We start from the raw sequence: 12,579 nt of genomic DNA on the forward strand, positions 1-12,579 counted from the left end.
CTAGCCGTCAGGCAGCGAGTCCACGAGCTCGACCATGCGCTTGAGGTGCTCCTCCGAAGGAAGCCGTCCGCGGCCGCCCCCGAGGTTGTCCACCATATGCTCGGGGTCTCCGGTGCCGGGCGCCGCCACGGTCACCGCCGGGTGAGCGACTACAAACTTCAGCATGAACTGCGCCCAGGTGTGCGCATCAAATTCCGCGGCCCACTCGGGGAGCGGCCTGTCTCCAATTCGGCTCCACATTCGGCTCCGGCCAAATGGCAGGTACACCATCACGGCGATGCCCCGGTCCTGGGCCAGCGGGAAGATCTCCTCTGCCGCCGCGCGGTTGTCGATGGCGTAGTCGATGCCGATGAAATCCAGCGGGTACTCACGCATCACATCCATGAGGTCGCCGTACCGCCGCGAACTCGTGGTGGTCATGCCGATGTGCCGAATCTTGCCCTCCTGCTTGTACTCCTGCAGGATGCCGAGCTGGGTAGGCGGGTCTCCCAGGTTGTGCACCTGGTTGAGATCGATGACATCGACTCGCAGGCGATCGAACGAGCGTTCAATCTGCTCTCGTACCGCCGTTGGATCCGCATCGCCCCCGCCACGCGGCGCCACGTTGACCTTGGTAGCCCAAAAGATGTTTTCGGCAAAGCCGTCCGCCTCGGCCCACTCTCCTGCGTACGTCTCGGAACCACCCCGGCCATATCCGGCCGCGCTGTCGAACAACCGTCCGGCGCCCTCTGCGCCCTCGGCAAGCGCATGAAGCACCGCCCGGTGATCGGCCAGTTCTTCTTCGGTCGAATTGATATTGATCCAGCGTCCGCCCAGACCAATGATGGGGATCTCGACACCCGTTGACGGTATGGCCCGCGTACGTACCGCGTCCGTCTGCAGGGCAAGAAGATCACGGGGTGAGAGTCCCAGCGCCATGCCGGCGCCGACGCCTCCGGTGAGTCGAAGCCATTCTCGTCGAGTGATCATTGTCGCGATGGGGGTTGGTTCAGGCCCCTAATAAACGAAGTCGCAGTCAATGCGGGCAGCGAACTCGCATTCTGAAAGTATGGCGATTCTGTGGTGACCCGATTCAGGGATTCCATCGCTCGAGCGCCCCTTTTCCGGCGAGAATGCGATCCCGATATTTGGCGATGCGGGCAATGCGTGTTTCCGACTTCTTGGCCGAATTCAGGTTGATGACATAGCTCTTCTGGCGTCCCGGCGTGAGCTGGGAGAACGCTACAGCGAGTTCGGGATCGGACTGGAAAGCCTCCAGGAGTTCGTCCGGAAGCTCCAGTTCCGTTTGCACCTTGGGCGCCTTGATACCGGCCTCGGCGTAGCGCATTGCTTCCTCGAGGTAGGCCTTGATCAACGGCTCTTGCGCTGCAGGCTGCTCGTTGCTAGTAAAACGAATCATGTCCGCGTGCTGACTGTTAGGCCCGGATTTTTGCAGGATCCCGGCCTGATCCTGCATCAGCGCCGCGTTGAAGAAGCTGAGCCGATAGTCAGCGCGGAAGGCCCCGATGATCGCAATGTTGCGGTCCGCGTGCATGTAGCACGGGTGTCCCCACTTCACCGTCTCGGTCAGTCCGGATTCAATGCACAGGCGGCGCAAATCCAGCAGCCCGGCCTCCCACCGTCGCGTCGAACAGTCCGGCGTGGCGAACCGCTCGCACCGGCCGCATCCCACGGTGAAATAGTCCTCGATGTTGGTGATCATGGTGTTCGGCATGACAACTCCGAACATACCACTCAGGGAGCCAACACCCCGAGCGGTCATGGCGCCAGCGCCCAGGCAAACTCATGCTCAATCAACCATGCCGCCATGGCGTCCAGGTACCCGTGCACATAGGGCAAGTCCCCTGCCTGGGAGCGCATCTCCCGAACGCTGCCAGTCACCGCGTCCCGCATGTTGTGATTGGCGTCGGGAAATGTGCGAATGGCCAGGGATGCCTGCGGATTTCGGCCGATGGTCTCCCGGTACAGGGCAGCGGTGCGACGCCAGTTCACGTTGGTGTCTTTCTCGCCGAAGAGGGCCAGCACGGGCATATCCAGGGCGGAAAGCAGTGAATCGAATCCGGGCACATAAACAGCGAGACCCTCTTCGCTGTCGCGCACCATGGTCCCTTGCTTAAACTGCGCCTGGTAGGCCACAAAGTCAGCCTCAGAGGCGGTTTGGGCCCAGCCCAAGTATTGCATGAACGGCTCCTCCGCCAGCACAGTCGCGGCCTCCAGGTAGTCCTGATACGAGCCGCCCAGTGCGGCCGCATCAAACGCCTGTTGCCAGGCCCGGACCACGCGCGCGGTCTCCTCCTCAGATCGGCCCTCGATGGGCAAATTCGAGGCGATGAGGTAGCGGGCATTCTCCATGGCATCCACCCCGCTGACCGAGATCCAGAAGGCGATCTCAGGGGCGTCCCGCATGGCCAGTGGAGCGATCCAGCCTGCCCTGCTGACGCCCCATAATCCGACTCGCTCGGTCCCGGGACGGCCGGAGGTCTGGAGCGCTCGCACGGCCGCCACGACCTCGCGCGCGCTTTCCTGTACGGGCTGATTGATGTCAAAGTCGCCCTCACTCAGGCCCATCCCCGGCTTGTCCCAGACCAGCACATTCAGACCGAGTGAGGCAAAGTGGCTACGAAGGCCCCAGTACCAGTTGCCGGCCACAACGTCGGTCTCTCCATAGCCATGGACAAGGATGATGGTGGCCGCCGGCTCGCGCTCGGTGGGCGTATCGAGCAGTCCGACCAGGCGGATTCCGTCCGACACAAAGTCGTAGTGCTCAGTGTTGATCGGTGCCTCAGGGCTGCAGCTTGTCAGCGCTGCGGCCAGAAGCAAAGGGGCCAGCAGATGCGATCTCATGGGGGAGGGGGGGATTCTGATTCGATGGGCTTATCGATCAGATTCACCCCGAGTTGCAGTATCGTCGGGATGGAGTCGCCTCGGCAGCGGAAAGCGCAGTCCTACGGCTCCCGAAGGATCTTCTCCATTTTCCGGCCCTTTGCCAACTCATCGACCAACTTGTCCAGGTAACGCGCCTGGCGCGTAAGCGGCGTCTCAATGTCCTCGATGCGGTAGCCGCAGATGACCCCCTTGATGAGGGTTGCGTTCGCGTTGAGGTCCGCCTCCCGAAAGAACTCCTCAAAGGTGGACTTGGCGTCGATGTGGCGCTGCAGGTCGGCATCGTCAAAGCCGGTCAGCCACTCGATCACGCGGTGCAATTCCTCTTTGCTCCGTCCCTTGTTCTCAACTTTGGTGACGTAGTGCGGATACACGCCGGCGAACGTCAGCTTGGCAACGCGCGCGTCGTGTTCGGGGGTCGTGGTCGGCATGAGGGTTCAGCTTTGCGGGAATGTACGCCGGGCTCTTTGACGTGTTGCTCGATTCGAGGCCGCCCGGGCGCGTGCGCATATGGCGACGGCCCGCAGGCCGCATGGCCTAGCACACCGCCGAGTCCTTTTCGCCGGACTACGGGATTACCCTGAATCCAAGTCGTTCCTGCTCGCTTTCACCGAGATGAAGCACCGCACTTAGAGCGTACCCGGACCCGACAAATCCAAATCCTCCCTCCACGTTGGACATGGTGCCCGGCTGAATCAGCACCTCCCGGTCAAACGTGCCTCCTGGCGGGACCCAATCGGGACTGCTGACCGTCAGCGACAATTCGATTCCGAGAAGCCGCACGCCGAAAGAACGGTCGCGGCGCCCCCTTAGCTCGAGTCGCCTCCAGATCTCAGCGGCATCGGAGTGGTAGTCGATCTGGAACTGCATGCCATCCGCTGCCGGCTCGACCGCGTGGTCGTACGAAATCGGGACAAACAGCGTCTGGACCACCAGGCTGTCCCCCGGCGGTGGATCAACCGGCTGCAGGCCGGATTCTCCCGGCACCAGCGTGGGATACACCCGCCAGGCTGCAGGAAGCTTGGCTTGCACCACATAGCGGACCGTGACGGCATTCAAGCGCTCCGTATCCGGACCGACGAATACCGTTTGGGTCAGGTGGAGATTATCCTGGAGTGGTCGCACATCGATCGCCGCAAGACCGGGCACGGCCACCAGGACCTCCGAGCGACGACCTTCGTGGCGCTCCGAAGCAACCGTGAGTCGGTAGTCCGTGCCAAACTTTGCCCTGAAATCGCTCCAGAAAACATGCACCGGACCGTCTGGTGAACTGACCAGCGAGTCCGTCCAGGTCGTCCGCACGCTCGATCCGAGTTCTTCCGAGACAACCAGAACGCCAAGGTCCGTTGGGACCTCGGCCAGCGTGGATTGAACCGGAAACACGATGACGGCCTGCGTATCCGCGTGCGGGTTGAATACCCCGTAGAGGCTGAAGAAGTAGTCCCCTCCCGCTCTGGGAGCTACATCTGAATCGCAAGCCGTCAGGAGGGCTATCAGAAGCGCAATGGCGGCAGAGGAGCATGTTCGCGATGTCATCCGTGACCTTTCTGGGCGTTGCGCTGGGCGACGTGTGAAAGGCCTTCGGCCACGCTGTGGTCGCGGCTGAAGTTCATCGACTCCTTGATTCCTCGCACCGTCGCCGGGGACTTGCCGGCGATGGTACCGGCCAGTCCCATCACCGTCGTCATCATGGTGTCCCGATCCTGGAAGGCCTGGTTGAGCAGGCGCATGGACCTGGCCTCCTCGCCATCGAACTCCCGGCCTGTATACGCCAACTCGCGCGCGAGCCCATCGCCAATCAATCCGGGCAAGCGCTGGAGGGTGCCCAGGTCCGCCACGATGCCCAAATCAACCTCCTTCACGGAGAATCGAGCACGCTCGGTGGCGTAGCGCATGTCACAGGCGGTGATCACGTCCACCGCTCCCCCGATACACGCGCCGTGGACGGCCGCGAGCACGGGTTTGTGGCATGCCTCAATGGCGCCGACACAGTGCTGGAGGTCGAGGATGAATGCGAGCAACTTCCGCACACGTCCTTCCGCCGGCAGACCTTCGACCTCCGCCTGCAACCGGCCGAGCAGCGCGAGATCAATCCCGGCGCTGAAGTGCTTGCCGCGGCCTGAGAGCACGCCGACTCTGGCTGAGCTTTCGTGCAGCCACTCGAACGCGCGGCGAAGATCCTGCCACATCGTGCCGTTGAACGCATTGGCCTTTTCGGGGCGATTGAGTTCGATGTGGGCGATGCCGTCGGATTCGCTGACGGCGATGGTTTCGAGATTCATGCGCGGTGCTGTGACAGGTCAGCGGTCTTCGGGAGCAGGACGGGGTCGTTCACACGGGTTGCAAGTGGGTGTCCCGCGGCCCTTCCGCGGTCATGGGTGAATCTAGTCGAAGGGCCGGAAGAGAGTTATTTTTACTACAATTGCAACATTATCAATCGCAACCGTATCGCCCGTCATGGAAAAGTCCCCACTAGGCGAGTTTGAGGAGCTGGTGCTGTTGGCCGCCCATGGGCTGGGAGGTGATGCCTACACGGTCTCGATCCAGGAGCGCATTGAACAGCATGCCGGCCGAATGGCAGCGCTTGGAGCCATCTACACGGCCTTGCGGCGCCTGAAGGACAAAGGCTTCCTCACTTCGGAGATGGGCCCGTCCACCCCGCAGCGCGGCGGCAAGCGCAAGCGAATGTATACGGTCACTCCCAGCGGCAAGGAGGCCCTGTACCTGGTGCGCCAGACGCGAAACCGCCTGTGGCAGGAAGTGAGCGGAAGACCCGCCTGGATCCTCTCATGACGCACCCCTCGAAAGCCGGTGGCTGGCTTTTTCGCCTCCTGACTGTTGGCCGACATCCGGTGGACACCGACCAGGTCGAACGGGACCTCCTGGAGGCGTTCGAGCGACGCTGCGAGCGCATCGGAATCAGGGAGGCCCGTCGAGGCTACTGGCGCGACCTCATCAGCATTTCCCTGAACACTGCGTGGCGCGATGCCGAGCGCGATGCCCGCATCCCCCGTCCGATCATGCTCCGCGACTTCCTGATCACCGCTGTGCGAAGCCTGCGACGAAGCCGCTGGCTTACCGCATCCAACCTTCTTGGACTGACAGTGAGCATTGCGTGCTGTCTGCTGTTGGTGCGACATGTGCTCAATGAGATCGCTGTCGATGCGCACCTGCCGGAGGTAGACAGGACCTACCGCGTTGTACGCGGCGGCGAGCAGCCCACCCAGGCATCGACTTCCGGGCCAACCGGCCCAAGACTGGTCGAACTGCTTCCCGAGGTCGCTTCCTCGACAAGGGTCTTCCGCTACTGGAACACGCCGTTCATCTCGCAGGGCGACATCGGCTCCATTGAACACGGCTTCCTGTTCGCAGACGCAAACCACTTTGAGTTCTTCCAGGGCGAGTTCGTGGAGGGCTCAGCGGCAGGCGCATTGCAAACCCCGAACTCGGTCGTCTTGACAACCGAGAAGGCCGCTGTCTACTTCGGAGACGAGCCCGCGCTGGGCCAGCGGCTGCTGTTCAGTGGCGACCGCGAATTGGTGGTCACTGGCGTGGTACAGCCGTCGGAGCAACGATCGCATCTGACGTGGGACTTCCTGGCCTCCTTCTCCACGATTCCGGACATGCTCTGGCCCGGGGCCGTGACGTCCTGGGGCTTCAATGCGTATCGCACCTATGTCCGGCTGGAGCCGTTTGTTTTGCCGGAGAGCGTGGCCCCCAAGCTCACCGATTTTCTGGAGCGCGAGACCGACGAGCTCACGGCCTCCCTCTTTCTCGAGCCGGTGCGGGACATCTACCTGCACTCCTCCGTGGACGGCCAGATCGGCCCGGTGAGCGACATCAACTACGTCTACATCCTGGCGTCGATTGCGCTGCTGCTGGTGCTCCTGGCCTGCATCAACTACACCAATCTCGCCACCGCCCGAGCCAGCGTGCGGGCGCGAGAAGTTGGCGTTCGAAAAGTCCTCGGCGCGTCTCGCTCTCAGGTAGCGCTGCAATTCCTCGGCGAGTCCCTCGCCCTCGTGACCGTGGCCTCCGTTCTGGCGCTTTGCGTTGCCTGGCTGGCCGTGCCCGTGCTGCAGGACATGGTCGGCCTTTCGCTCACGCCAGCGTCGTTGCTGGCTCCGGAGATGCTGCTCTGGGCAGTCCTGATTCTGGTCGGAGTCGGCCTGCTGGCCGGGACCTACCCGTCTGTGGTGATGTCCTCGGCGCAGCTGCTTAGCCTCGTGCGCGGCGGCGACACCTCCGGAAATGCCCGACTCAGACGGTCGCTGGTGGTGTTCCAGTTCACGATGTCGATCGTGCTCATTGTCAGCGCAATCGTCATCGCCCGTCAGTTGGAGTACGTCGAGCGTGCACGCCTGGGATTTGATCAGGAAGCCGTGCTCGTCCTTGAGATTCGAGACCCTGAAGTAACCCGGAGCATGGAGGCCTTCAAGGGTGAGCTGACTCGGCACGCGTCCATATCGCGAGCCAGTGCGGCTTCGTCCATCCCCGGCGGCACCTTCCCGACCGGAAATGTCTATTGGGAAGGCGCGGGCGATGGGGAAACTGCCATGATGGGCGGAATCAACACAGACGCGGACTACGCGGCGGCCCTGGGCCTCGAGCTGGCTGCCGGCCGCTTCCTTACTGGGCGCGAGGCGGACTCCTCGGCGGTGGTTGTGAATGAGACCGCCCTGGCCCGGTTCGGATGGGGAGGCCCCGAAGAAGCATTGGGACGACGCGTATCGTGGGGCGGCGGCTCAGATGCGCATGTCGTTGGCGTGCTCCGTGATTACCACGTCAAGTCGCTTCACGAACCGATTACCCCGATGCTGCTGTTTCCGGCGCGGACCGGCGCACACCTGGCGTTGCGTGTGGATCGGGCCGCGGTTTCTGAGGCGCTGTCACACGCACGGGAGACCTGGGATGCGATTGCGGTCAATCAGCCGTTCAGCTACAGCTTCCTGGACGAGCAGCTGGCCGGACAGTATGAGACCGAACGAACCAGTGCCCGCCTGATTGCAGCATCTGCGCTGCTGACGGTGCTGATTGCCTGCCTTGGCCTGCTTGGACTGGCTGCCTTCACAGCGGAACGCCGCATTCGGGAGATCGGAATTCGCAAGGTGCTGGGCGCTACTCAGGGCCAGATTCTGGGGCTCCTGGGACGGGAGCTTCTCTCCCTGGTGGTGGTGGCTTTTGTACTTGCAGTGCCCGTGAGCTACGTGGCGATGTCGCGCTGGCTGGACCGATTCGCGTTCCACACAGAGTTGGGCGTCGGGCTGTTTCTCGTGGCTGGCATCGGCGCGTTGGTGATTGCCGGCGGTACTGTTGCGTACCAGGCGTTCTCGGCCGCCCGGCGCGATCCTGTGGTCAGTTTGCGGACCGAGTAGCCGCGTCAGGCGGAAGGCGGGTCCCAGGGCTTCAGCCGTGGTCGTGCGGCAGGGCAGCTATCGCGATGAGCGCCCTTACTGCGAGCACGGCTTCGCGAAATGATAGGCGAACCCGAATCGCAGTGCGCCACTGAACGGGGACCTCCCCCAGTTCTGCTGACTCAGCCGGAACGGCAATTCCATGCCTCCCTCGAGCTGAATTCGACGCGACAGGGGGACCAGCAACGATGCCCCGGCTTCCAGGCGGGTAACCGTAGAAGCGAAGTCCAACTCGTCGGACTCTGCTCTCCATGGACCAGATTGGTATCGTGCGCGCATACGGTGGGTGCCAACGCCCGCGAAGTAACGAAGCGGTAGCGGCATACGCCCTGTTATTGCCTGCAGCTGCGCTCCGATCGTCCAGGCCCGGTAGTCGTACGACGAACAGTGCAGGCACTGCTCACTGCTCGGTCCGCCGGCCCAGAACCCCATGGCGAAGGCAAGGGATGCATTGCGTGCAGCGCCCAGGTGACCGATGGGAACGCTAGCCACTACCTCCGGATGGAGGACCGCGGAGTACGGGGTGATTGATGGCCGCAGCAGCCCGACGCTGGCGCCTAACTCTGGGCCTGATTGCGCCTGGACGTGGGTGGCGCCGAGGCAGAGAGTTGCGATGATCAGCAGGAAGCGCAGGGCGATGGGATGCAGGAGTTTGGGGGGCTTCAACGGCCGCTGGAACCGACAAGTTTAACTTTGATAAAGCCAGCCAATTCAACAAACGAAGCGCTCTCCTGGCCATCAGGGCCTTCCTGTTCATGAACTGGTTCCGATTCGCGCCTGGGGAGATCGAAACGGTCACGATGATCGAAGGCCTGGCAGCGGGAACCGTTGACGAGACCGCCCTGGGCAAGTGGATCGAGGCAAACCTAACTCCTCGAGCCAAATGAGGTGCTCAGCGCGGCTTCTCTACACCGCGTGCTTCCCGCGCGATCGTCGCGTACGCGTCAGCCTTTCTCTCGATATACTCGTCCTTGCTGCCTGAGGCCCCGTCCGCCCGGAGTTTCTGCTCGGCCAGCCAATCTGCCCGATCCGGGTGTGCACGCAGGTAGTCCCTGAACGCGAGGTGGCGCCGCAACTCCTCCGCTCCGGCTTCCGAAGCGTAGAGGTGATGCCTTGGGAGTGCGGCCACCGCAGCCGCTGCCTCCGGTTTGAACACTTCTCGACCGGGGATCCCCTGATCCCCGTGATGCCGATACCCGGCCTGCTCCAGCGCTGCGGTCACGGACTCCAGGCCTCCGCTCTGGTGCTCGACGTGGACGTCCACGATATCCTTTGCCGGCATCCCGGGGATGGACGTGGACCCAATGTGGTGCACGCGCGAGCCCTCAGGCAGAAATCGACCGAGGTATCCGGCCAGCTCCGCAAACCGCTCAGGCCACGCCGACTGGTAGGGCACAATGTGTCTAGAGTAAGCCATGCGGGCTGCGGCACCTACGAATGCCGGGGCCACAGGTGGGACCGCCGCACCTTCCCTTCATCCAGATGCGCCGATTGCTGAAGCAGGCGCTCGAGCTCCTCCCAGGGCGTGTCGTCAAACGAATGCAGGTCCATGAAGCGCATGTACTTCTGATCACCCTGGAGCAGGTCGCACGGATCGTCCAGAAACACCCCGCGCCCGAATCGCACCCGGACAAAGCCGTTGTGGATGTCCACGAAGCAGATACCGCCCGTGACTGTGCCACCCTTTTTCGGGTCGAACAGCGTGATGCCCGTGCGTCGGATGCGCTCTTCGGCCCAGGGCTTCACGCCGAACGCCAGTCCGCGGACCTCGAGCATGATCTCGAGCAGGTCCGGCGGCGCAGAGCGGAACGCGCTCTCGACCGCCTGGAGGGATGCGATGAAGGAGTCACTCATGCTCCACAACCCGCGCGATGGCGAGTCCATCGTATCCCTTGCTGCCGACGGTCTGAATGCCAGCAGCGTCCAGCAATGGATTGTCGGCCACGTCCTTCAGGAAGGTGCGCAGTCCATCCAGGTCGGGGTCGGACTCCGTTTCGTCGAATACGGCCCCGCCCTTGACGATGTTGTCGGCAATGATGAGCGTGCCTGGTCGGGAGAGTTCGAGGCTCGCTGCCAGATAGTCGGGATAGCCTTTCTTGTCGGCGTCCAGGAAGATCAGGTCGTAGGGTTCGGCCTCTTCGCTCTGGAAAGCGCGGAGGGTCTCGGAGGCCGGGCCGACGCGGATGTTCGTCAGGTGATCAAAGCCGGCGGCCTTCAGGTTTTCGCGCGCGACCGCGGCGTGGGATTCCTCCAGCTCCAGACTCGTGATGTGCCCATCGGCCGGAAGACCCTTTGCGAGCCAGATGGTGCTGTAGCCTCCAAGCGTGCCGATTTCGAGCACGCGCCGAGCGCCCGAAATGCGGACCATGAGGGTGAGCAGTTTACCGAGGTTCGGAGAAACGGCAATCTCCGGAAGACCGGCTTCTGCGCTGCGCCTGAGGCACGCTTCCAGCGACGGGTCCGGCGCGACGAAGAGTCTCTCCAGGGCGAGATCAATGTGATGCCATTGCTCGCGCATCAGGGTCCGCAACGCGCCTCCAGCGCGAGCATGGCTTCGGCGAATGCCGTTCCCATCGCCACGAACCCGTCGGAGTCATAGTGCCAACCGTCGTCGAGATAGGCATAGCCATCCGTGTCCGTCATGTAGGCGGCGCACGCGTCGTTTTCGACCCAATCCTGTTGGGCTTGCTGCACCGTGCCGATGTAATCCATCACCGTGCCGTCATCGGCCATGCCTGAGTCCGTGATCTTTCCGATGACCACCGGAAGGTCGTCGACCCGGAGTGCCGCCCGCAGGAGGTCCATCAGGCGGGCGATGTTGTCGCGGTAGGCATCAGCCGCCTGCTGGCTGTCATAGGCGTCCGCTTCCCCCTGCATCCAGAGAATGCCTGAGGGGATGAGGCGATCGGGCAACCCGTCGCCGTCGACATCGCTGTGGGAAAACGCGTTTCGAAGGGTTTTGAGCGCGTGGTCGTACTGGTTCAGTCCGGCCCCATCGGAGAAGTCCGGATGCCAATTGCCGAAGCCGACCCCATCGGCCAGCCCCGAGCCCCCAAGCGCATACTTGATGAGAGCGATTTTTGCGTGCGAGCGCTCGGCCATGGTGTGGCCGAAGTACAGTTCCGGCCCGAATCGGTCCGATAGCGCGTTGCTGATGCCGTCGGACCGGAAGCCGGTGCCGAATCCGGGCTCCAGCGGTTGCCAGACGCCCACTCCGCCGGTCGTATCGTTATCCGAGGCCATCTGCCCCGCGTAGATCATCACCTCGGACGATGGGGTCTTCATGCCGTCCGGCAGGTCGGCGTTGTATCCGAAGCCCTCCATGTTCGATTGGCCACCGAGGTAGTAGACCTTGTAGGTGGAGCCTTCGCCTGACGAGGCCTGGCCCGCACAGCCGGCGGCGACGAGGCCTGCGATCAGGATGAACAGCGAGTTGAGGAGGTACTTCATCTTGGCGAGACGAGGGTCGGTTCAGCACGCATGGTAGGCATCTCGCCGAGTCGTGTCATCCCCGACGCAGCTGCTTGATGCGGAGGCCGTTGCCGGAGTCCTCCATGAGCGTTGCGAGCCTGCTCTCGCGCGTCGCCTCCCGCTTGGCCGCCATCACCCATCGGGCAGTCTTTACCCGATACCCGTCTGGCTGAGCCTGGTAGAATTCCCAGGCGCCTTTCGCGGCCTTGAAGCGCGTGATCATATCCGGTGTCAGGTCGGCGGTGAGGTCCTTGACCCGGTATCCACTGTCCGGGTGCAGGTCCTTGTACGCGTACGCCGCGAGACCCTCGGGCCTCATGCGCCCCTCCTTCTTGAGCCTCTCAACTTGGTCAATGTTGCGCTGACTCCACACGCTCTTGCGCTTGCGGGGCGTAAAACGGATGATGTAGCTCTCGCTGTCGCGCGACTTGCGGATGCCGTCAATCCAGCCGAAGCAAAGGGCTTCGTCGACGGTGTCCTCCCAGGTGACAGAGGGTTTGCCGGTGGCCTTCTTGTAGTAGCCGACCCAGAGGTGGTCTTCGTTGGCGTGGTTGGCTTCGAGCCATGCGCGGAAGTCGGCCGGGGTTGGGAAGAATGTCGGGTCGGTTGCGGACATTTGGCTGCTCTGGGGAGGTGGCAGCCTAGCACACCCGGCGGCTTGGCGCAATGGCGCGGGGCGGCGCTGGAGTCTGTGGCACGCCTGGCCGGCCGGCGCTGGAGTCTGCGGCAGGCCTCGCCGGCCGCAGCGGCGCTGGCGCTCACCGAAATCGCCGCGACATGGAATCCGGTCCCGCCACTACACCTTGGTGCC

14 protein-coding genes are annotated in these 12,579 nt (G+C 63.1%); 2 read left to right on the plus strand and 12 right to left on the minus strand.

The window, feature by feature from the left end; translation table 11 throughout:
* The 6 genes from JJ896_14340 to JJ896_14365 all read right to left on the minus strand — a co-directional run bounded on the left by JJ896_14340 (nucleotide 1) and on the right by JJ896_14365 (nucleotide 5,165).
* Nucleotides 1–969: an aldo/keto reductase gene (locus tag JJ896_14340; GenBank protein ID MBO6780829.1), complete on the minus strand. Its 969-nt coding sequence runs from the start codon at nucleotides 967–969 to the stop codon at nucleotides 1–3.
* Nucleotides 970–1,072: 103 nt separating this feature from the next.
* Complete coding sequence (locus JJ896_14345; GenBank protein ID MBO6780830.1) at nucleotides 1,073–1,714, minus strand: YdeI/OmpD-associated family protein; 642 nt, start codon at nucleotides 1,712–1,714, stop codon at nucleotides 1,073–1,075.
* 44 nt (nucleotides 1,715–1,758) lie between these two features.
* Nucleotides 1,759–2,844, minus strand: coding sequence for an alpha/beta fold hydrolase (locus JJ896_14350; GenBank protein MBO6780831.1), 1,086 nt, complete (start codon nucleotides 2,842–2,844; stop codon nucleotides 1,759–1,761).
* A gap of 101 nt (nucleotides 2,845–2,945) precedes the next feature.
* Nucleotides 2,946–3,314: a DUF2200 domain-containing protein gene (locus tag JJ896_14355; GenBank protein MBO6780832.1), complete on the minus strand. Its 369-nt coding sequence runs from the start codon at nucleotides 3,312–3,314 to the stop codon at nucleotides 2,946–2,948.
* Nucleotides 3,315–3,450: 136 nt separating this feature from the next.
* Nucleotides 3,451–4,419, minus strand: coding sequence for a hypothetical protein (locus JJ896_14360; GenBank protein ID MBO6780833.1), 969 nt, complete (start codon nucleotides 4,417–4,419; stop codon nucleotides 3,451–3,453).
* Nucleotides 4,416–5,165 (minus strand): crotonase/enoyl-CoA hydratase family protein, encoded by a 750-nt coding sequence (locus JJ896_14365; GenBank protein ID MBO6780834.1) that lies wholly within the window; start codon nucleotides 5,163–5,165, stop codon nucleotides 4,416–4,418. Before JJ896_14365 ends, JJ896_14360 begins: the two co-directional genes overlap by 4 nt.
* 175 nt (nucleotides 5,166–5,340) lie before the next feature.
* Between JJ896_14365 and JJ896_14370 the strand changes: the two genes are divergently transcribed.
* Nucleotides 5,341–5,676, plus strand: a complete 336-nt coding sequence (locus JJ896_14370) for a PadR family transcriptional regulator (GenBank protein ID MBO6780835.1) — start codon at nucleotides 5,341–5,343, stop codon at nucleotides 5,674–5,676.
* Nucleotides 5,673–8,258 carry an ABC transporter permease gene (locus tag JJ896_14375; GenBank protein MBO6780836.1) on the plus strand — a complete coding sequence of 862 codons (2,586 nt, stop codon included), beginning with the start codon at nucleotides 5,673–5,675 and terminating at the stop codon, nucleotides 8,256–8,258. Before JJ896_14370 ends, JJ896_14375 begins: the two co-directional genes overlap by 4 nt.
* 75 nt (nucleotides 8,259–8,333) lie before the next feature.
* Here the strand turns inward: JJ896_14375 and JJ896_14380 are convergent, their stop codons facing one another.
* The 6 genes from JJ896_14380 to JJ896_14405 all read right to left on the minus strand — a co-directional run bounded on the left by JJ896_14380 (nucleotide 8,334) and on the right by JJ896_14405 (nucleotide 12,384).
* Nucleotides 8,334–8,963: a hypothetical protein gene (locus JJ896_14380; GenBank protein MBO6780837.1), complete on the minus strand. Its 630-nt coding sequence runs from the start codon at nucleotides 8,961–8,963 to the stop codon at nucleotides 8,334–8,336.
* Nucleotides 8,964–9,189: 226 nt separating this feature from the next.
* Entirely contained in the window at nucleotides 9,190–9,714 is a 525-nt protein-coding gene (locus JJ896_14385; protein ID MBO6780838.1) for a GrpB family protein, read from the minus strand.
* Nucleotides 9,715–9,728: 14 nt separating this feature from the next.
* Nucleotides 9,729–10,151, minus strand: a complete 423-nt coding sequence (locus tag JJ896_14390) for a hypothetical protein (GenBank protein ID MBO6780839.1) — start codon at nucleotides 10,149–10,151, stop codon at nucleotides 9,729–9,731.
* The gene (locus tag JJ896_14395; protein MBO6780840.1) at nucleotides 10,144–10,815 is read right to left on the minus strand and encodes an O-methyltransferase; all 672 of its coding nucleotides are present in this window, start codon (nucleotides 10,813–10,815) and stop codon (nucleotides 10,144–10,146) included. The genes JJ896_14390 and JJ896_14395 overlap by 8 nt, the downstream gene beginning before the upstream one ends.
* Nucleotides 10,815–11,747, minus strand: coding sequence for a hypothetical protein (locus JJ896_14400; protein MBO6780841.1), 933 nt, complete (start codon nucleotides 11,745–11,747; stop codon nucleotides 10,815–10,817). Before JJ896_14400 ends, JJ896_14395 begins: the two co-directional genes overlap by 1 nt.
* 55 nt (nucleotides 11,748–11,802) lie before the next feature.
* The gene (locus JJ896_14405) at nucleotides 11,803–12,384 is read right to left on the minus strand and encodes a YdeI/OmpD-associated family protein (GenBank protein MBO6780842.1); all 582 of its coding nucleotides are present in this window, start codon (nucleotides 12,382–12,384) and stop codon (nucleotides 11,803–11,805) included.
* Between the last annotated feature and the right edge of the window lie 195 nt (nucleotides 12,385–12,579).

The sequence above is a fragment of the Rhodothermales bacterium genome (assembly GCA_017643395.1).
In the GTDB taxonomy this organism is placed as follows: Bacteria; Bacteroidota; Rhodothermia; order Rhodothermales; family UBA10348; genus JABDJZ01.